The sequence below is a fragment of the Streptomyces sp. NPDC001770 genome (assembly GCF_053596135.1).
The window spans coordinates 28644-48293 of record NZ_JBSFFN010000046.1 but is presented as its reverse complement, the minus strand read 5'-3'; the positions used below and the strand labels follow the sequence as shown (position 1 = coordinate 48293).

Here is a 19650-nt window from a genome sequence, read left to right as displayed (position 1 = left end):
CCGGTCGAGGCCGATGTAGCGCAGCCCGATCACGCTGTTGCGCCAGGCGTCGGGAAGTTTCGCCGGCCTGACGGCCGGGTGCGCGGCCGGGCGCAGGGGCCCCTTCGCCGGGCCCCTTCAGTGCGCGGTGCCGCTGACCCACAGATCGACGCCGTCCTGCTGGATCACCACGTCACCGTCGCTCTGCAGGACCAGTTCGGCACCGTCGTGCCCCGCGGTGCCGGAGGACCAGGCCGTCTGGTCGTCGCTCGTGTAGACGACGAGGTGGCCGTCCGCCTGGAACACCGTCTTCGCGCCCCGGCCCTCGGTGTGGGAGGACCAGCGGACGGTGCCGTTCTCGTCGGTGACGACCAGATTGCCGTCCTCGCCCATGGCCAGGGTGGCGCGGTCCGACGCGAACGACTGGCCCTTCTCCAGTACCCGGGTCGCCTGCACGACGATGTTGCCGCCGGTGTCCGGGGCGGTGGGCTCCGCGGCCGGTCCGCCGGGCCCTGTCCGCGTGGTCTCCCCGATCGGGGTGCCCGGGTCGGCCGGGGTGCCGTGGGCGGCGGGTGCGCCGGGGTCGGCGGGCGTTCCGGGGCCGGTGGGGGCGCCCGGGTCGGTCGGGGTTCCGGGGTCCGTGGGCGTTCCGGGGCCGGTGGGCGCGCCCGGGTCGGTCGGGGTGCCGGGGTCGGGAGTCCGGTGCGTGGACGGGTCCATCGGGGTGCCGGGGTCGGTCGGCACGTGGGGGTCCGTCGGAGCGCTGGGATGGAGGACCGCGTGCGTACCGGGCGAGCCGGTGGGTTCGGCGGCCGGCCCGGCCGGGGCGCTCACGGGGGCCGTGTGCTCCGGCACGGGGTCCGCGGTCCCGGGTGGCTTCGTCGCCTCCGCGACCGGTGAACTCCGCTGGTGCGGTTCCGGGTTGGCGGGAGCTTCGGGTCCGGCCGTCCGCGCGACGGCCAACGGCACGGGGGCGGCCGCCGGCGTGCTGGAACGCGTCGTCGGCCCGGAGCTCGGCTCGGCGCTCGGCCGGGCGGTCGGCCCGGTGTGCGCCGCGGGTGCCGACGGAGCCGCGACGGCGGCGACCGGAACCGGGGAGGCCGTCGCGGGCGCGGTCTTCGAGGGGGTCTCCCGGTGCGGGCTCGCGCTCGTCCCTCCGGTGGCGTGCGGGGCTCGGATGCCGGCGCCCTGAAACGTCTTGCGGGGAGAGACCGCGATGGTCGGAGAGGGCGACGGCGAGCCGGACGCCGACGCGGAGGGTGAAGGAGCGGACGAGTGCGACGAGGGCGCGCTCGCCGAGCCGCCCGTTCCGCCTTCGTGGACGCGGGACCCCTCCGTGGCCGGAGGCGTCATGACGTCGAGGGTGAAGTTCGGGCCCGTCTGCTGCGGAGAGGGGGCCTCGCTGCCCGAAGCCTCGTAGTCGAGCTCGTGCTCGTTCTTGTCGCCGCCGCTCAGGGCCAGCGGCAGCGCGACCAGGACGGCGCCCGCCACCGCGGCGGCGGCCAGCATCGGCCGGTGGTTCGGCCTGGTGGAGGGGGGCGTACCTCCGTCCGGACCGCCCGGGGAGCCGCCGCGGCCTCCCCGCCCGCGCCTGTCCGGCCGTTCGGGCTGCGCCTGCTCCTCCTGGTCGGGGGTGACGGTCTCCCAGTTCCCGACGGGCAGAGCGCCCTCGGGCTCGGTGGAGGGCGTGGACAGGACGACGGCCCGCCGCATCCTCAGCTGGTCAGGGGCTTCCGGTGGGGTGCCGCGCCGCGGCGTCCTGCGCTCAGCGGACATGCTCTTCTCCTCTGCGGTGTGTGGGGCGGGCTCGGCCTGGCCGACCCGCGGAATCAGGCGGTGCCGTCCCCGCGCGGGACCCGGTCGGCCAACGGCCCGGTGAACCGGGCGGGCCAGGGCGCGGCGCCCTCCGCCGGGGGAAAGCGGACCGCTGCCTGCAGCAGTCGGTCCAGCACTCCTTCGTCCGAGGCATCCCCGCCCCCGGGGTGGACCACCGGGTCGCCCACGGGCACCTCGCGCAGCAGCACGGTCGAGACTCCGTGCCCGTCGTGCGTGCCGAGGACCTGGAAGCGGGTGCCGGGCGCGAAGACCACGGGCTCGTGCGGTTCCGCCCGCGAGGCGGTGCCGGTCAGGATGCGTGTCCTGCGGCCGGTCAGGGACCAGACGAGATACCGGTCGCCCGCCGTCGCGGGGGCCTTGTCCAGCGCGTACGCGCCGAACGGCCCGGCCTGGCACAGTTCGCTGCCGGCCGTCAACGCCCGCGCCTCAGGGGAGAGCGTCCCCGCGTCGCGGACGACGATCCCCCGGTACGGCGGAAGGCGTCGCAGGCCGGACGCCAGGCCCACCAGGGACGGGTACGCGTCGGCCGATCCGGCGGCCAGTTGCCGCTCCAGCCAACGCCAGCCCATCGGGGCGTCGTCGAGGGCGAGAAAGGAGCGCACGGCGGTCAGATCGGCGAGTACGGCGTCGTTCTGGTCGTGTCCGCGCAGACCCGGCATCACCGTCAGCGTGCGCGCGACCGCGGCTTTCTGCTGCCACCACTGCTCACCGGCCAGGGCTCGCAGCGCCTGCTGGTCGGCGGGGGTGCTGCGGTGCAGGGGGCCGACCCGCACCGGCAGGGCGGCCGGCCGCACGAGGGCGGGCGGCGGCTCGGGGGAGGCGGGCAGCGGCTCGGGGGGCGCGGGTGCGACCGGCGGGACAGCCGGGGCCTCCGCGCGGGAGGGAGGCCGCTCTCCGGCCGGTGGCGTGCGGAGCACGGGACCCCCCGACGGCGTGGGACCCCCCGACGGCACGGGTCCCCCCGATGGTGCGGGACCCCTCGACGGCACGGGTCCCCCCGTCGGCGCGGGACCCCTCGACGGCACGGAACCCTCCGGCGGGCCGCCCGGCACACGGCTGGCGGCGTACGCCTCGGCGAACCCCGGCGGCGCTCCGGCCCCGCCGGGCATGGTGGAGGCGCCGGGGCCGGGCATGGTGGAGGCGCCGGGGCCGGCGGCCGTCCTGGGGGAGGGGATACCAGGGCCCCCCGGTTCCCGTACGAGGGTTCCACCGGAGCCGGCCACGGGCTCCCGTGCGACGGGTCCGCCGGACCCGACCACGGCGGTCACGAACCCCCTGCCGGGCGCCCCCGGCACGAACGCGGCCGGGCCGACGGCCGCGGCCGAGGCGGACGGGGCCGGACCGCCCGACGGCGCGGAGGACCGGGCGCTGCGGGCAGCAGGCGCCGACACGGAGGGCACGGCCCGACCGACGGGCGCCGCTCCGGCCGACGCCCGCGTGCCGGACGCCGCAGCCACCGGGGCCGCCCGCGTGCCGGACGCGGCGGGGGAGACCGCCGCCACGTGCCGTATCCGTACGCTCATGGGCGAGGTGTGCCAGGGGACTTCGGGAGCGGACTGGGCCCGAGCCGCGGCGGGCGCTGCCTCCTTCTCCCGCTGTGCTCCGGGCACCGCCGCTTCCGCGTGCTCGTCCCCGCGGGCGTTGGAGGGCTCGTGCTCGAACACCAGGGGCAGCCCCCGCCGGTCGGCGAGACGTCGCAACTGCCGCCCGCCGTGCGTGGTCGACATGCCTCTCACATGGAGGGTCGTCCGCTCGACCACGGACGATTCCAACTGGCCCAGGAGGGTGTCGAGGACCAGCCACACCCCGTCGTCCAGCCGCTGTCCGGGCTCGCCGACGTCCAGCACCATGGTCCTGGGGTCGAGCCCCCACCCGAAGGCGCCCGGCCGTACGCCGTCGTGCGGCCCCACCCACAACCCCGCCCGGGTCACGGCGACTTGCCATAGATCGTCCAGGGGTGACACGCCCTCCGGGGCGGCCTCCGCGCCGGCGAAGGGTGACCGCCACTGCACGATCCGGGGCGCCGGGGAGCGGCCGTCACGGGCGGGCCGGCAGGCGACCGTCTCCGCGTAGGGCCGCCACGACGGCTCGCCGTCCGGTCCGATGAGCACCACGGTCTCTTCGTCGGTACCGTCCGCGGACTCCAGCAGGGCGGGCAGGCCGCTGACGACCTCCACCTCCGTGCCGAGCAGGTTCGCGGTCTGCTGGCCGGCGCCGAGCAGGTCGCGCCCGTCACCGGGTATCAGCCGGGCGGTGGACCGGGCCCGTGGGGTCAGCCGGGTCAGGAGCTGGGTCAACGCCTGGGCGGCGACCGGGGGCGTGCCGGGGACGCCGACCACGACGGCGAGCCGTTGCCCGTCCAGCGGTACGGAGGAGCCGACGGACAGTGCGGCGTCGGGCGGCGGCACCGCCCTGCGGATCAGCACACCTGCGGGCACCGGCTCGATCACATGCCCCTCGACCGCCTCGAAGGCGCCGGAGACGAGGTGCGCCGCCGCGTCCTCCCAGCTCGGCACGGGATGGCGCAGCCCCAGGGGCCGGGGTTCGATGCCGGGAGCGAACCGCCACCAGCCGCCGGGGCCGCCGGGGCCGGGTGGTGCGAACAGCGAGCCGCCCGGCGCGACCACCACCGGTCCGGCGGGGGCGACGACCTCCAGCTGCCAGGTGTCGCGGATCCTCCTGGCAGGAGCGGGCCGGCCCGGCTGATCGGCTCCGGCGCCGGCCCACACCAGCCGCACGGCGGTGACGCCGGACTTCCGGAACCCGTCCAGCACCGGTGTCAGCTGCCGCCACAGCATCCGGGAGCCTTCGAGACGGCCCGCGGCGACCAGCACCGTCGCGTGGGTGCGGTCTTCGTGCCGCAGGGCTTCGGCGGTCGCCAGGAGGTCCGTCGTCTCGCCCCCTTCCGAGGCGAGCACGACGACAGGGCCCGAGTCGTCGTCCGGCGCGGACGCGCCCCCGATCCTGGCGGCGAGCGTCCGCAGAGGGCCGAGCCCCCCGGCCCATCGGCTCACCGGGTGCCGCCCCGCAAGGCCGTGAGAGCCCCGCGCACGCCGTACGCGGTGTGCGACCGGCGGACGGCCGTCGTGCCGGCGCGGCGCGGAAGCAGTCCGCCGACCCGCCCGGAGCCGGTGACCCGGTGAGGTGTCCCGCTCATGCCTTTTCACCGCCGCCGTCGTCTCCGTGCTGTGTGCGCGTTCCCGTCGACAGGGAAGAGGCACCCGACCGGGCCATCGCAACAGAGGCCCACGAGGAGCGGCAAGGCCGGTGCCGGGGCACTGCCCTTTCGCGTGCCGGTCGTGCACGAGTGGTCACGGTACGGGCCGGGCCGGGTGGCGTCCCGGCCATGCGCGCCGCCCGCCCGACGGGAATGGCCGGACACGGCCCGGGCGGCCCCGCCCTCCCGCCGGCCGTGCGGCGCGGTGTCCGAAGAGGCGCACCGGGTGGCTCGCCGGGCAGACGCTCGCCGGTTCGCCACCACACCCTCCCCGCATCTCCCATGATCAGCCCGGAACCGGGTGAACCACCTTGGCCCGCGCGCCTGTTGCACCCTCCTCGCGCTGCTTCCGCGTCGGTCCCCGAGCAGGATCCCGCAGCCGAACCGTCGACACACCAGACCGTCAGGAGAAAACGTGTCCCTCCGGATTCGGGTCATTGCGGGCGGCGTGGTCGCCCTGCTGGCCGTCACGCTGGGCGGTGTGTCCCTGGCACTCGCCGACGACCCGGTCAGCAATCAGGAGATGACCGGTCGGATGACGTACTACAACGACAAGGGCTACGGGGCCTGCGGCGACGTGGTCGACGCCGCGACCGAGGACCTGGTCGCGGTGTCCTACGCGTGGTGGACGACCGACGACCCCAACGAGGACCCGATCTGCGACGGGGTGTCCGTCGAGGTCTCCTACGAGGGCAAGTCCATCACCGTGCCCGTCAAGGACCAGTGCCCCTCCTGCGAAGCGGACCATCTCGACCTGAGCCAGACCGCGTTCGAGCGGCTCGCCCCGTTGGAGAAGGGTCTCGTCACCGGCATCACCTGGAAGTTCGTCACCGACGACGGCAGGGAGATCACCCGCCCGTCCACACCCTCCGCCGGCCCCGACGACGCGAAGACCCCCGCCGCAGCCTCGCTGGGCGGCAAGGGGACCCTGGGCTTCCCGTCGCGGTACGCGGCGCCGTACGTGGAGACCTGGGGATCGCCCTCGGTGCTGGAGGACGCCCGCGCGGCGGGACTGCGGTACGCGACCCTGGCCTTCGTGCTGGACGGCGGGGGCTGCAAGGCGACGTTCAACGGGGACACGCCGGTGACCGACGAGGGCTGGCTCGCCGCGGTGCAGGGGCTGCGCGGCTCGGGCGGCGAGGTGATCGCCTCGTTCGGCGGGGCCTCGGGCACCGAGCTGGCGCAGGGCTGCGACTCGGCCGACGCGCTGGAAAGGCAGTACCGCTCGGTGGTCGACGCGCTGGGGGTGACCCGGCTGGACTTCGACATCGAGGGCAGCGCACTGGCGGACACCGCGGGGAACCGGCGGCGGGACGAAGCGCTGGCGGCGTTGCAGAAGGACATCGAGGGGAACGGCGGGCGGCTGGACGTCCAGTTCACCCTGCCGTCGGGAACCGGCGGCCTGGAGGCGGACGGCGTCGCGATGCTCCAGGACACGGTGGACAGCGGGCTGCGGGTGTCGTTGGTGAACATCATGACGATGGACTACGGCTCCGAGGTCGAGGACATGGGGCAGGCCGCGATCGACGCGGCCACCGCCCTGCACGGGCAGCTGGGGCAGATCTGGCCGGCGAAGTCGGAGCGGGAACTGTGGGGGATGCAGGGGAACACGCCGATGATCGGGGTGAACGACACCGCGGGCGAGGAGTTCACCACGGACGACGCGTCCCGGCTGACGGACTTCGCGGTGGAGAAGGGGATCCAGCAGCTGGCGTTCTGGTCACTGGGCCGGGACAAGGCGTGCCCTGACGTGGGCACCCTCGCCGACGACTGCAGCGGCACGGAGCAGAGCGACCACCAGTTCCTGAAGACGTTCAGCGCCGTGAACACCGCGGCACCGGGATCGATCCCCGTGACCCTGCCGGAGGGCGTGACCAATCCGCTGCGCACCGCGCCGTCGGAGTCGCCGTCGCCCGGGGAAGGGTCGACCGCGACCACCCCGCCCAGCGGCCGTGCGGGTGCGGCGGCGCCGTCGGGTTCGGGCAGGACCATCGACAACGCCTTCACGACCGGCTACACGTGGTTCGACAACACGCCGCGAGGCAGTGCGCAGATCTCCGCCCCGGTGATTCACGACCAGGCCGGAGGCACCGGGACATGGGCGGACCCGATCACGCTCGCGGTCGGTCACTCGACCGAGGGCGGTGGGGACACCCTCGACTATCCGGCCGGTACGCGCTTCTACATGCCCAAGGTGCGGCGGTACTTCATCGTGGAGGACGCCTGCGGGGACGGCGGCAGCCCGCAGAACGGCCCCTGCCACAGCCTGGAGACCGCTCCCGACGGAGCCACGACCTGGCTGGACATGTACCTCGGTGGCGGGAGCGGCGACAGCGAATCCGCCGCGCACGACTGCGCCGACCAGCTGACCGGGCTGACGACCGTCGTCGAGGACCCCGCCGACGACCTTCCCGTCGTCGAGGGTGCGCTCTTCGAGAACGACAAGTGCACCACCACGTACGACGACTGACGGCGTGACGGGTCGGCGCACGGTGCACGTGCCGCCGGCCCGGCCCCGGCGGTCCGCGGACGTACCGCCCCCGAGCCGGCGCCCTGGACGCACGGGCCCGGGGGCGGTGCCGCGAATGCCGGGCCCGCAGCCGTACGCGACGGGCACCGGCACCGCCCGTACCGGCGGGGCGGCCGGGGCGGCGAAGGCCGCACGCCGGGCCACCGCGGATTCCGGGGACCCCGTCCTCGCACCGGCGCGACAGGCGTCAGCGCACGGTGTCCGTCCGGTGACGGCGGACTTCGCGGACGGAGGAGAGCGTGGCGAGGGCGGTGGCGCCGGCCACCGCGGTCAGGCCGAACGTGGCCAGCATCCCGGCGGAGGGGAGGTGGGCGAGCCCGCTGCCGACCCCCGTCGAACGCCCCTGCGCGTCGATCAGCCACCTGGCGAGAGGCAGACCGCCCGCGAGCGCGACGAGAAGGGCGGCCAGCGAGGTGCAGAGGGTGGCCACGGTCGTCGCGACGGCGACCTGGAGGGGCGACAGCCCGATCGCCTTCAGGACGAGGATGTCCCGCGCCCCCTCCCGTACGCCGGCTCCGACGGAGGTCAGCAGTTCCACCAGGCCGATGAGCGCGAGGACCGCGATCAGTCCGGCGATCACCTCGCGCAGGGGGGAGAGTCCGTCGACGGGGTTCGCGGCGGTGTACACGTCGAGGCGCCCGCCCGCCGCTTCGGCCAGGTGCGCGGCGACCGCGTCGGCCCGCGCGTTTCCGGCGAGCCGCAACCCGTAGACCGAGGGGCGCAGCCCGGAGTCGTCGGCGCGCAGGTTGTCCAGTGACGTCGAGACGACCCGGCCGGAGTTCTCCGGTTCGATGGCGCGGCCCACGAGGTGGAGGACCTGCGGTCGCGCGCCCACCGTCATGCGCACCCAGTCGCCCACCCGCGCGTGGAGGAGGTCGAACAGACCCTGGCCGGCCACCGCCTCGTGCGAGCCGCTCGGCAGGCGTCCCTCGGCGACGACGAAGGGGTAGGGGTTCTCGCGGGTGCCGACTCCGCGCAGGGCGATGGTGGCCGTCTGGCCCGGCACCAGGGCGCTCATCTCCACGCCCGGGTAGACGGCGGTGACGCGCGGGTCGGAGCCGAGCACCGCGCGGGCCTCGGCGTCGCTGAGGCCGTCCGCGTGCGCCATGAGGGCCGCGGGCCGGCCGGCCTCCTCGGGATGGTCGTGGAGGCGGTCGATCGTGGTCCACGCGCTCATCGCCACGACGATCAGCAGCAGCGGAAGGGCCAGCCGCGCCAGGGTGGCCAGCGACCGTGCCCGCCGGGCCACCGCCCGGTGCACGCCCAGGACCAGGGCCGGGGAGAGCCCCCGGCCGAGCGCCAGGCCGACGAGGCTGGACAGCCCGCCTCCCGGCTGCGCCGTATACCGGGGCGACGGTACCGCCGGTACCCGGCCGGCCCGCCAGGCCGCCAGCGCCGTGGTCGCGCCGATGAACAGCACCGTGCCCGCGACCACGGCGAGCACGCCGCTCCCGGTGTGCGGCAGCCCCTGCCACATGCCGATCGCCTCGCCGAGGCGGCCGGGGACGTGGCCGCCGAGCGCCGTGACCAGCAGGGCGCCACCGGTGGCCCCCAGCACGGCGTACACGAGGTGCTGGAGCACGAAGGCGCCCACGACCTGGCCGGGGGTGAAGCCGATGGCCTTCAGGACCGCGATGTTGTGCAGGTGCCCGCGGACGCGCGTGCCGATCGCACCGTGCAGGGCGAAACAGGCGGCGACGAGGGCGGCCAGACCGAACAGCCCCAGCACCTGCCCGAACAGGCGGTTGTCCCCCTGGGCCCTGGTGCGTGCCTGCTGCCAGGTCGTCACCTCGTCCACGGTGCCCGCGCCGAGCACGGTGACCGCGCGTTGGACGGCGTAGTCGGTGGCGTCCGGATCGGACAGGCGCAGGCCGGTGAGCAGGCCGTCCGGCGCACGGACGGCGCCCGGAAGCGCCCAGACCGCACCGGCCCGCTCCCCGGGGCTGTAGCCGGGCTCGGCGCTCTCGGCCACCCCGAGGACGGTCAGGGTACGGACGGTGCCGGGCAGGCTGAGGGTGTCACCGGGCCCCGCCAGCAGCGCACGGGCGAGCCCGCTCTCGAGCACGACGCCGTCGGGCTGCGTGGCGCGCAGCCAGCTGCCGGAGGTGAGCAGCGGCCGGCCCACCGACGGTATCCCGGAGGTGCCGCGCAGTTCGGCCGAGGCACGGGCACCGTGGGTGGTGAGCGTCACCGACTCTGTCGGGTAGGGCCCGGACAACGAGGCGACGCCGTCGAGGCCGGCGAGGGGCCGGGGGTCCGCCGAGGCGCTCGTACGGATCCAGACGTGGGCGCCTTCGGACTGGTTGAACACCCGCTGCCACGGGTTGGTGGCGTACGCGAACAACGCCGTGGCCGACAGCAGGGAGACGACGATCCCCACCGTGGCGAGGACCAGGAACAGCGCCTCGCCCCGGTGCCTGCGAAAGTCCGCCCGCGCCCATCGCACCATGGCCCGCACCGTGTCACCGCCTCCGCTCGGGCACGCCGGAAACCGGCGCGGTCGTCCGCCCGTGGTCCACCGTTGTTCAGTCCCTCAGTTCGAGTACGCCCGAGGTGCCGCGGGCACGCGGCGGGCGTGCGCTCAGCTCGGCGTCGTCCGTGATGCGTCCGTCGAAGAAGCTGACGACCCGGTCCGCGGCGCTCGCCAGCCGCGCGTCGTGGGTGACGAGGACGATCGTCTGACCGCGGGCGTGGAAGCGGGTCAGCAGCCGCGTGACCTCGCGGGTCCCCCTGCTGTCGAGGCTGCCGGCCGGCTCGTCGGCGAGCAGCAGGTCCGGCTGGTTGATCAAGGCGCGTGCCAGAGCGACCCGTTGCTGCTCACCACCGGAGAGCTCGCCGGGCATGTTGCGCTCCTTGCCCTCCAGCCCCAGCTCGGCCAGCAGCTCGGCGCGACGCGCGCGTGCCGTCCGCGGCGAGGCACCGGCCAGCAGGGCGGGCAGTTCGACGTTGTCGGCGACGCGGAGGTCGGAGACCAGGTTGAAGAACTGGAAGACCAGGCCGATGTGCGTCCTGCGTTCGACCGCCCAGCGGGCCTCGCCGTACGACCCGGTGCACTCGCCGTCCAGCAGGATGCGTCCGGCGTCCGGCTGCTGCAGTCCGGCGAGCAGGTGCAGCAGCGTCGACTTCCCCGCACCGGAGGGGCCCGTCACGGCCACGAACTCGCCCCGGCGCACGGTGAGATCGACCCCGCGTACGGCGTGTGCGGGCGCCCCTTCGCCGTGATGGGTCTTGACCAGGCCCTCGGCGCGCAGCAGGGGAGGGGGTGCCTCGCTCATCCCGGCTCCTCCCATTCCTCTTGGCACCGCTCGAGCCAGTCCAGGTCTGCCTGCAGGTGCAGCATGGCACCTTCGATCAGGATCTGGGAGACGCGGTTGCCACGGTCTTCCTCGGCGGCCAGCTTCGACAGGGAGCGCATGGTGTTCAGGTAGTGCCGACGCTGTTTGTTGATGAGGCCGATCTCGTCGACGAGACCCGTGTGCGAGGCCAGCGCGAACTTCATGAAGAACCCGTCCTTGACCCGGGGTTCCTCCGAGGACTCCTCGAACCAGGCCAGGACCGCCTCACGTCCCGCGTCGGTGAGGTGGTAGATCTTCTTGTTGGGCCGGCTGGACTGCTGTACTTCCTCGCCGTCGATCAGCCCCGACTTCTCCAGGCGACCGAGGGTGACGTAGATCTGGCCGATGTTGGTCTGAGGGTATGCGGCGCCCAGGAGTTGTTCAAGATCCCGCTTGAGTTCGTATCCGTGGGCAGGCCCTTGTGCCAGCAGGGCAAGGAGAGGCAGCCGCACTTGCGCTCTCCACCTCGTCTCCGTGTCCGGTCGGCCGTTTCGGGGCCCCGCGAACGTGCGTCGGGGCACGCGGGGCCGCAGGCCCTAGTATTGCGTATGCCTAACAGGTATACATGCGGGTGCTGCCGCGGCGTTGGGGCCCGGTGCCGTTGAGCGGGAGGGCCCATGCGAGGGGCACGCGCCGCCGGCAGGGGTCTGCTCGTTCTCGTCGTGCTCCTCGCCGGTCATGCGTCAGCCGGTACGGTCGCCGGAGGGAGCGGTGCCGGTCGCGGTCCGCTGACCTTGGCGACCGCCGGCGATCTGACCGGGTACCTGGGGCCGCTGCTGGCCGGCTGGAACCGGAAGCACCCCGGCGAGAAGGTGACCCTCGTCGAGCTGCCGGACTCCGCGGACGAGACCAGGGCGCAGATGGAGACCGATCTCCGCGACGGCGACGGTGGCCGGTTCGACGTCCTCAACATCGACGTGAACTGGACCTCGCAGTTCGCCGCGGCGGGGTGGATACGCCCCCTGCCCCCCGAGCGCTTCCCGCTGGACAGCTTCCTCCCGCCCGTCGTGAACACGGCCACGTACGAAAGCCGGTTGTACGCCGTCCCCTACGTCACCAACGCGGGACTCCTGCTGTACCGGAAGGACGTCCTCGACCGGGAGGGCCTGCCCGCGCCGACCACCTGGGAGGAGTTGGAGCGGGACGCGGAGACGGTGGCGCCGGAGTACGGACTCGACGGCTACGCGGGGCAGTTGCTGCCCTACGAGGGGCTCACCGTGAACGCGGTCGAGGCGGTCTACTCGGCGGGCGGCACCATACTCGCCGACGACGGCGCGCGCGTCACCGTCGACTCCCCGGCCGCCCGCGAGGGCATCGGCTTCCTGGCCCGGGGGGTGCGCGAGGGCTGGATACCGGAGAAGGCCCTGACGTACACGGAGGAGGAGTCGAGGCGCGCCTTCGAGGAGGGCCGCCTGCTCTTCCTGCGCAACTGGCCGTACGCCTACGTGGCCGCCGAATCCGGAGGTTCCGCGGTCGCCGGCAAGGTCGGGGCCGTACGGCTGCCGGGACCCGACGGACCCGGCACGAGCGTGCTCGGGGGTTCCGATCTGGCCGTCGCCGCACGCGCCCGGCACCCCGAGTCGGCGCAGCGGCTCATCGCCTACCTGACGAGCGAGCCGGTGCAGCGCCAGGTGCTGACCTCTGGAGCGCTGCCACCCGTACGCGCCGCGCTCTACGAAGACCCCGCGCTGATACGGCGTTTCCCGTATCTTCCCGTCCTGCGCACCGCCGTCCTGACGGCCGCCCCCCGCCCCAAGAGCCCGCGCTACGACCAGGTCAGCCTGGTGATGCAGGCGGTCGTACACGACTGCCTGACGGGGCGCCAGACGCCGGACGCGGCGGTCCGCCGCCTGGCGGCCGAACTCGCCGCCGTCGCCGGCCGGTAGCGGCGGGGGAGTCCCGGCCGGCCGGCTCCCGTACGCGCGGAGCCGTACCGCCCTCAGGACGAGCGGCGCACCCCGAACACCCCTTCTGCATACGTGTTAGGTAGGCAGTTTTCTCTGCTGCGCCAGAAATATGCGGAGATGTCATCCCAATTTCCCTGCACGTTCGGGCAGCCTTTGTTTCAGCTCATTGACACGCATCTGTCACCGCTACCTAACATGCATGCATAACAACTCCGCCTCACAGACAGGCACATGAGGTGATATCGCAGCATGAAGTCGCGCACCGCTGGTGGCGCGACGCGGTGATCTACCAGGTCTACGTCCGCAGTTTCCTCGACAGCACCGGCGACGGCATCGGGGACCTCGCGGGCGTCCGGGCCGGCCTTCCCTACCTCAAGAAGCTCGGCATCGACGGCATCTGGCTGAGCCCCTTCTATCCGTCGCCGCAGCACGACCACGGCTACGACGTCGCCAACTACAGCGACGTGGACCCGGTCTTCGGCGACCTCGCCGAGTTCGACCTGCTGGTGGCGACCGCCCACCGCATGGGCATCAGGGTCCTGCTCGACATCGTGCCGAACCACTGCTCCATCGAGCACCACTACTTCCGCGAAGCGCTCGCCTCACCCCCCGGGAGCACGGCCCGTGCGCGCTTCCACTTCGCCGACGGCCGCGGGCCCGACGGAACCGAGCCGCCCAACAACTGGCACGCCATGTTCGGCGGGCCGGCGTGGAGCCGCGTCACGGAGGCGGACGGCGAGCCCGGTCAGTGGTATCTGCACATGTTCACCCCCGAGCAGCCCGACTGGAACTGGCGTCACCCGGAGGTTCCGGCCTCCTTCGACGAGGTGCTCCGCTTCTGGCTCGACCGCGGGGTCGACGGCTTCCGCATCGACGTCGCCGCCGGACTCTTCAAACACCCCGACCTGCCGGACTCGCCGGACCCCGAGGCCGACGCCCGTACCCGCGACTCCGTCAACCCGCTCGCGTGGAACCAGCCGGAGGTCCACGACGTGTGGCGCCACTGGCGTGCGGTCTGCGAGGAGTACACCGCGCGCGACGGCAGTGAACGGCTCCTGGTCGGCGAGGTCTCGGTGCCGACGGCCCGCGAACACGCCCGCTACGTACGCCCCGACGAGCTGCACCAGGCGTTCTTCTTCGACCTGCTCGGCGCCCCCTGGGACGAGGACGCCTTCCGCAAGGTCATCTCGGAGGCGATGCAGGACATCGCGGGCACCGGCTCCACCGTCACCTGGGTCCTCAACAACCACGACCAGATCCGCACCGTCACCCGCTACGGCGAGCCCGCCGCAGGGGGCAGCGGAGTCGGGGCGGCCCGGGCCCGTGCGGCCGCGCTGCTGATGCTGGCGCTGCCCGGGGCCGCGTACATCTACCAGGGCGAGGAACTGGGACTCCCCGAAGTCGTCGATCTGCCCGACGACGTCCTCACCGACCCGATCTTCCGCCGCACCGGCAGCCGCGCCCGCGTCCGCGACGGCTGCCGGGTGCCACTGCCCTGGTCGGGGCAGGCGTCGCCGTTCGGCTTCACCGCCGAGGTCGAGGGCGTCAAGCCCTGGCTGCCCCAGCCCGAGTGGTTCGCCGAACACGCCACCGACCGGGCTCTGGCGGACACCCGCTCGTTCTGGCACCTCTACCGCGACGGCCTGCAACTGCGTTCCACACTGCCCCAGTTGGGCGACGGAACGCTGCGCTGGCTGGACTCGCCGCCCGGCGTGCTCGCCTTCTCCCGGGGCGACGGGCTCGTCTGCGCCGTCAACTTCTCCACCGCCGCCACGCCCGCCCCCGTCGACGGCATCCCGCTGCTCACCAGCGGCCCCTGCCCGCCCGGAGTGCTCGCCGGTTCGACCGCCGCCTGGTGGATCACCGACGGCCCCGGCCACGGCTGAGCCGCCCCACCCGCACTTCCGCACGTGACACGCACACCCACCTTCCTGTTGAAAGGCCATCAAAGATGATGCGACGACGCTCCGCCCTGCTCACCGGCTGTACCTCCCTCGTGCTGGCTCTCGGCGCGACCGCCTGCGGCGGCGACCCGGTCGCCGCGGGAGGCGGCAAGAGCCTCGACGGCCAGACGGTCACCGTCGCCGGAGTCTGGTCCGGCAGCGAGCAGAAGAACTTCCAGGAAGTGCTCGACGCCTTCACCGAGAAGACGGGCGCCAAGACCGAGTTCGTCTCCACCGGCGACAACGTGTCCACCGTCGTCGGCAGCAAGATCGAGGGCGGCGACGCCCCCGACGTGGTGATGGTCCCGCAGGTCGGAGTGTTGCAGCAGTTCGCGAAGAGCGGCTGGCTCAAGCCGCTCTCCCCGGACGTGGAGAAGCAGGTCGACACCAACTTCGCGCACGTGTGGAAGAACTACGGCAGCGTCGGCGACACCCTGTACGGCCTCTACTTCAAGGCCGCCCACAAGTCGACGGTCTGGTACAGCCCCGAGTCCCTCGCCCAGGCGGGCGTCGAGCCGCCCACCACCTACGAGGAGATGCTGAAGGCCGGCCACACCATCTCCGACTCCGGGCTCGCCGCCTTCGCCGTCGCCGGCCAGGACGGCTGGACCCTCACCGACTGGTTCGAGAACATCTACCTCTCCCAGGCCGGCCCCGAGAAGTACGACGCCCTCGCCGCCCACGAACTGAAGTGGACCGACGCCAGCGTGGTGACGGCCCTCACCACCCTCAGCCAGTTGTTCAAGGACCAGCAGCTGATCGCCGGCGGGCAGAAGGGGGCACTGAACACCGACTTCCCCGGCTCCGTCGAGAAGGTGTTCGGCCCCAAGCCCCAGGCCGGCCTGGTCTACGAGGGCGACTTCGTCGCCGGCGTGGCCAAGGACCAGTTCGGCAGGACCATCGGAAAGGACGCCGACTTCTTCCCCTTCCCGGGCGTGGACGGCGGCAAGGCCCCCGTCGTCAGCGGCGGTGACGCCGCCGTCGTCCTCAAGGACGGCAAGCACCAGGAGGCGGGGATGGCACTCCTGGAGTACCTGGCCACCCCCGAGGCCGCCGCGGTGTGGGCCGCGAAGGGCGGCTTCCTCTCGCCCAACGAGAAGCTGGACCCCAACTCCTACGGCGACCCCGTCACCCGCGCGACCGCCCAGTCGCTGATCGAGGCCGGGGACACCGTCCGCTTCGACATGTCCGACCAGGCCCCGGCCGCCTTCGGCGGCACCAAGGGCACCGGTGAGTGGAAGGCCCTCCAGGACTTCCTCCGCGACCCGTCCGACCCGAAGGCCACGGCCGCCGCACTGGAGACCGCTGCTGCCAAGGCGTACAAGGGCTGATCCGCCATGACCGCCACCCTCCTCAAGGAGACCCCCCGCCCGTCGCCGCCCACGGCCCGCGCCGACCACCGGAAGCAGGCCCGGCGGCGGGGCCGGACGATCGCCGCGCTCTTCGTGCTCCCCGCTCTGCTCCTGCTGGGCGCGCTCGTCGTCTACCCCGTCCTCTTCTCCGTCGGCCGCAGCTTCTTCGACGCCTCCGGAACCCGCTTCGTCGGCGGGGACAACTACACCGAGATGTTCCGTGACCCGGCCACGGTCAAGGCGGTGCGCAACACCGTCGTCTGGATCGTGGTGGCACCGGCGCTGCTGACCGGACTGGGACTGATCCTCGCCGTCCTGGTGGAGAAGGTCCGCTGGGCCACCGCCTTCAAACTGCTCCTCTTCATGCCCATGGCGGTCTCCTTCCTGGCCGCCGGCATCATCTTCCGGCTCGCCTACGACGAGGACCCCGACAAGGGCGCCCTGAACGCCGCCGCCGTCGCCCTGCACGACTCCTTCGCGGGCACCTCTCCCTATCCGACCGCCAGGGCGCGCGAAGGCCAGGGCCTGGTGCACGCGAAGGACGGCTCCTACCGCACGGGCACGGCCGTTCCCGCCGGCAGTACGGTGGCCCTCCCCCTGATCGGTGTGCTCCCCGGAGACCTGCCCTCCGGCACCGCACCCGCCCGCCAGGGCTCCGAGCGGCAGGCCGCGCCCGGCGAACTGCGGGGCGTCGCCTACCTCGACTTCGTGCCCGGCGGCGGAGGCGCCCCGGGCCGGGTGGACCGCGGTGAGAGCGGGCTGCCGGGCATGACCGTCCAGGCCGTCAGCGGCGGCCGGACGGTGGCGACCACCACCACCGGCCCGGACGGGTCCTTCACCTTCAAGGACCTCGGCCCCGGTTCGTACACCCTGGCCCTCCCCTCCTCCAACTTCGCCCCGCCCTACGACGGCATCTCCTGGCTCGGTCCGGCCCTCGTCACCCCGGCCATCATCGGCGCCTACCTGTGGATCTGGACCGGATTCGCCATGGTCCTGATCGGGGCCGGCCTGGCCGCCCTGCCCCGGGACGCGCTCGAAGCGGCCCGCATGGACGGGGCGACCGAGTGGCAGATCTTCCGCCGCATCACCGTCCCGCTGCTCGGCCCCGTGCTGACCGTCGTGTTCGTGACCCTGGTCATCAACGTGATGAAGGTCTTCGACCTCGTCTACATCATCGCGCCGGGCCCGGTGCAGGAGGACGCCACGGTGCTCGCCACCCAGATGTGGCTGGTGTCCTTCGGCGGCGGCAACGACCAGGGCCTCGGCAGCGCGCTGGGCGTACTCCTGCTGCTGCTGGTCGTCCCGGCCATGATCTTCAACGTCCGCCGCTTCCGAAGGAGTCAGCGATGACCGCCGTCCGGCGCCTGCTGAGCAACGGTCTCGTCCAGGCGTTCCTCGTCCTCGTCGGCCTCGTCTGGATCACCCCCCTGGCCGGTCTGTTCCTGTCGTCGCTGCGCTCCGCCGAAGACACCGCGAAGGGCGGATGGTGGACGTCGCTGTCCAGCCCGGGGCAGCTCTCCTTCGACAACTACACGGCGCTGCTGCAGAACACCGGGATGACCCGGGCTCTGTGGAACACCGTGCTGATCTCCGTCCCCACGACGGTGCTCGTGGTGGTCGTCGCGTCCCTCGCCGGCTACGCCTTCGCGTGGCTCGACTTCCCGGGCCGCGACACCGTGTTCCTGATCGTCGTGGCACTGCTGGTGGTGCCGGTACAGATCGGCCTGCTCCCGGTCGCCAAACTCTTCGGGCAGCTCGGCCTGTTCGGCACCATCCCCGGAGTGGTCCTGTTCCACGTGGCCTACGGGCTGCCGTTCGCGGTGTTCCTGCTGCGCAACTACTTCGCGGAGCTGCCGAAGGAGATGCTGGAAGCCGCCCGCATGGACGGCGGCGGCGAGTGGCGGATCTTCGTGCAGCTGGTGCTGCCGGTGGGACGGCCCGCCATCGCGTCGCTGGCGATCTTCCAGTTCCTGTGGGTGTGGAACGACATGCTGGTGGCGATGCTCTTCGCCAACTCCTCGTCCCAGCCGCTCACCGTGGCACTCCAGTCGCAGATCAGGCAGTTCGGCAGCAACATCGACGTACTCGCGCCCGGCGCCTTCCTCTCCCTGGTCGTACCGCTGGTGGTCTTCTTCGCCTTCCAGCGCTACTTCGTGCAGGGCGTCATGGCCGGATCGGTGAAGTGAACCGCGCCCGCCGGCGGCCCCTTCCCGGGCGCTGCCCCTGCGGGAGAGTCACCTCGTGGGCCGCGGGGGAGCGGCCCACGAGGGCACCCCGCCGCGCCGGCACCCGACGCGCGCCGCGGTCGCCGTGCCCGGGGCACGCCCGCCGCCGGGCCGCACCGCCCGGAGCCATGTCCTGGAAGCGCCTCCGGGTGCGCCGGATCCGGCCGTGCACGCCGGACGACCACTGAGGGGAACCCCCTCGGACCTCCACGAGGAATACGCCGGACTTCGTCCGACTTCGCCTGACTACATCTGAATACGGCGTACACGGCACATCGGCCCGCCACCCTCGGGAAGCGGGAGACCTCCCCCGACGTGCCGTGTACGTCCCTCCGCGCGACGCCGCCACGACGCCGCACCGTGAAGAGGGGAACACCCGCCATGCTTGACCAGAGAAGCCCGAGCTCACGCGCCGTCGTCGCGGCGCCGTCCGTCGCCGTGCCTCCGTCCGTCGTCGTGCTGACCGACGACCCGCTCACCCGCGACGGCACCCGCGCCTTCATGGCCTCGCGCGGACGCACCACGGTGCTGCCGCAGGAGCGTCTGGCCGAAGCCGACGTGGTCGTCGTGATCACCCCGGAGGTGACTCGGGAAACGCTCACCGTGATGAGCCTGGTCGGCAGCAGTACGGGCGGGCGGGCCCGGATCGTCCTGGTGGCCGACCGGGTGGCCGAGCCCCACCTCTCCCTCGCCGTCCGGCACGGTACGGTCGCCGTCCTCTCCCGGCCGTCCACGAGCTTCACCCAGATCGAGTCCGCCGCGGTGGCCGCCCACCGCGGCGAGCCGAGCGCGTGTGCGGCGACCCCAGGCGGCCGGCCGGACCGGGCGCGGACCGCGGGTGCCCCCGAGCGGCCCGTCGCCGGCCGCCGCCGGGTCGACCTGGAAGCCCGCGAGGTGCACGTACTGCGGCTGCTGGCCGAGGGCAAGGACGTGGCGGAGATCGCGGCCGAACTCCGCTACTCCGAGCGGCTGATCAAGAGCGTCATCCATACGGCGGTCAAGAGACTGGGACAGCGCAACCGCACGCAGGCGGTCGCCCACGCGATCCGGATGGACATCCTGTGACCGGGGCGGTGCGCGGCTGACCGGGGCGGTGCCGCGGCCCGACCGGCCGGGCACCGCCGCCACTGTCCGGTGCCGCGGCGACCGCGGCACCGACGCGAACACCCCCTCCTCCGCGAGCGGCGAAGGAACGGCGGCCCCGGGATCAGCGGCTGGCGTCACCGGACACCGGCTGCCGAGGAGGGGCCGATGGACGCAGCACCCTGTAGACATGGCCGCCCATGGTTTCGGGTTCGAGGTCGAGGAAGCTTTCGCCTGGTTGGA

At 73.3% G+C, this 19650-nt stretch carries 13 protein-coding genes; 7 read left to right on the top strand and 6 right to left on the bottom strand.

All coding sequences use genetic code 11. The annotated features are described in order from the left end of the window. Positions 1–117: 117 nt before the first annotated feature. The 3 genes from ACWCSV_RS30585 to ACWCSV_RS30575 are packed head-to-tail and all read right to left on the bottom strand — an operon-like array spanning position 118 to position 4972. Positions 118–1755 carry a hypothetical protein gene (locus ACWCSV_RS30585; protein ID WP_451147758.1) on the bottom strand — a complete coding sequence of 546 codons (1638 nt, stop codon included), beginning with the start codon at positions 1753–1755 and terminating at the stop codon, positions 118–120. 53 nt (positions 1756–1808) lie between these two features. Next, on the bottom strand, positions 1809–4829 hold the full coding sequence (locus ACWCSV_RS30580; RefSeq protein ID WP_451147756.1) for a hypothetical protein: 3021 nt from the start codon (positions 4827–4829) through the stop codon (positions 1809–1811). Continuing rightward, on the bottom strand, positions 4826–4972 hold the full coding sequence (locus tag ACWCSV_RS30575) for a hypothetical protein (RefSeq protein WP_451147754.1): 147 nt from the start codon (positions 4970–4972) through the stop codon (positions 4826–4828). The genes ACWCSV_RS30580 and ACWCSV_RS30575 overlap by 4 nt, the downstream gene beginning before the upstream one ends. A 475-nt stretch (positions 4973–5447) precedes the next feature. Here ACWCSV_RS30575 and ACWCSV_RS30570 point away from each other — a divergent pair, with 475 nt between their 5' ends. Beyond that, positions 5448–7502 carry a cysteine/serine endopeptidase inhibitor gene (locus ACWCSV_RS30570; protein WP_451147752.1) on the top strand — a complete coding sequence of 685 codons (2055 nt, stop codon included), beginning with the start codon at positions 5448–5450 and terminating at the stop codon, positions 7500–7502. Positions 7503–7749: 247 nt separating this feature from the next. Here the strand turns inward: ACWCSV_RS30570 and ACWCSV_RS30565 are convergent, their stop codons facing one another. The 3 genes from ACWCSV_RS30565 to ACWCSV_RS30555 all read right to left on the bottom strand — a co-directional run bounded on the left by ACWCSV_RS30565 (position 7750) and on the right by ACWCSV_RS30555 (position 11349). Next, the gene (locus tag ACWCSV_RS30565; protein ID WP_451147750.1) at positions 7750–10020 is read right to left on the bottom strand and encodes an ABC transporter permease; all 2271 of its coding nucleotides are present in this window, start codon (positions 10018–10020) and stop codon (positions 7750–7752) included. A gap of 67 nt (positions 10021–10087) precedes the next feature. Further along, positions 10088–10837 carry an ABC transporter ATP-binding protein gene (locus tag ACWCSV_RS30560; protein WP_451147748.1) on the bottom strand — a complete coding sequence of 250 codons (750 nt, stop codon included), beginning with the start codon at positions 10835–10837 and terminating at the stop codon, positions 10088–10090. Next, positions 10834–11349, bottom strand: a complete 516-nt coding sequence (locus ACWCSV_RS30555; protein ID WP_451147746.1) for a PadR family transcriptional regulator — start codon at positions 11347–11349, stop codon at positions 10834–10836. Before ACWCSV_RS30555 ends, ACWCSV_RS30560 begins: the two co-directional genes overlap by 4 nt. A 165-nt stretch (positions 11350–11514) precedes the next feature. Between ACWCSV_RS30555 and ACWCSV_RS30550 the strand changes: the two genes are divergently transcribed. From ACWCSV_RS30550 to ACWCSV_RS30525, 6 genes are all read left to right on the top strand, one after another. Further along, on the top strand, positions 11515–12783 hold the full coding sequence (locus tag ACWCSV_RS30550) for an ABC transporter substrate-binding protein (protein ID WP_451147744.1): 1269 nt from the start codon (positions 11515–11517) through the stop codon (positions 12781–12783). A 257-nt stretch (positions 12784–13040) separates the two neighbouring features. After that, on the top strand, positions 13041–14690 hold the full coding sequence (locus ACWCSV_RS30545) for a glycoside hydrolase family 13 protein (RefSeq protein WP_451147742.1): 1650 nt from the start codon (positions 13041–13043) through the stop codon (positions 14688–14690). A 65-nt stretch (positions 14691–14755) separates the two neighbouring features. Next, positions 14756–16078: an ABC transporter substrate-binding protein gene (locus ACWCSV_RS30540; RefSeq protein WP_451147740.1), complete on the top strand. Its 1323-nt coding sequence runs from the start codon at positions 14756–14758 to the stop codon at positions 16076–16078. A gap of 6 nt (positions 16079–16084) precedes the next feature. Continuing rightward, complete coding sequence (locus ACWCSV_RS30535) at positions 16085–17449, top strand: ABC transporter permease subunit (protein WP_451147738.1); 1365 nt, start codon at positions 16085–16087, stop codon at positions 17447–17449. After that, positions 17446–18285: a carbohydrate ABC transporter permease gene (locus tag ACWCSV_RS30530; protein ID WP_451014178.1), complete on the top strand. Its 840-nt coding sequence runs from the start codon at positions 17446–17448 to the stop codon at positions 18283–18285. Before ACWCSV_RS30535 ends, ACWCSV_RS30530 begins: the two co-directional genes overlap by 4 nt. A 420-nt stretch (positions 18286–18705) precedes the next feature. Continuing rightward, positions 18706–19389, top strand: coding sequence for a helix-turn-helix domain-containing protein (locus ACWCSV_RS30525; RefSeq protein WP_451147736.1), 684 nt, complete (start codon positions 18706–18708; stop codon positions 19387–19389). Positions 19390–19650: the final 261 nt, after the last annotated feature.

What these genes read in the sequence shown, in the direction of transcription:
- ACWCSV_RS30585 (WP_451147758.1), bottom strand. Translation starts at nt 1,755, where the DNA reads ATGTCCGCTGAGCGCAGGACGCCGCGGCGCGGCACCCCACCGGAAGCC.
- ACWCSV_RS30575 (WP_451147754.1), bottom strand. Translation starts at nt 4,972, where the DNA reads ATGAGCGGGACACCTCACCGGGTCACCGGCTCCGGGCGGGTCGGCGGA.
- ACWCSV_RS30560 (WP_451147748.1), bottom strand. Translation starts at nt 10,837, where the DNA reads ATGAGCGAGGCACCCCCTCCCCTGCTGCGCGCCGAGGGCCTGGTCAAG.
- ACWCSV_RS30550 (WP_451147744.1), top strand. Translation starts at nt 11,515, where the DNA reads ATGCGAGGGGCACGCGCCGCCGGCAGGGGTCTGCTCGTTCTCGTCGTG.
- ACWCSV_RS30540 (WP_451147740.1), top strand. Translation starts at nt 14,756, where the DNA reads ATGATGCGACGACGCTCCGCCCTGCTCACCGGCTGTACCTCCCTCGTG.
- ACWCSV_RS30535 (WP_451147738.1), top strand. Translation starts at nt 16,085, where the DNA reads ATGACCGCCACCCTCCTCAAGGAGACCCCCCGCCCGTCGCCGCCCACG.
- ACWCSV_RS30530 (WP_451014178.1), top strand. Translation starts at nt 17,446, where the DNA reads ATGACCGCCGTCCGGCGCCTGCTGAGCAACGGTCTCGTCCAGGCGTTC.
- ACWCSV_RS30525 (WP_451147736.1), top strand. Translation starts at nt 18,706, where the DNA reads ATGCTTGACCAGAGAAGCCCGAGCTCACGCGCCGTCGTCGCGGCGCCG.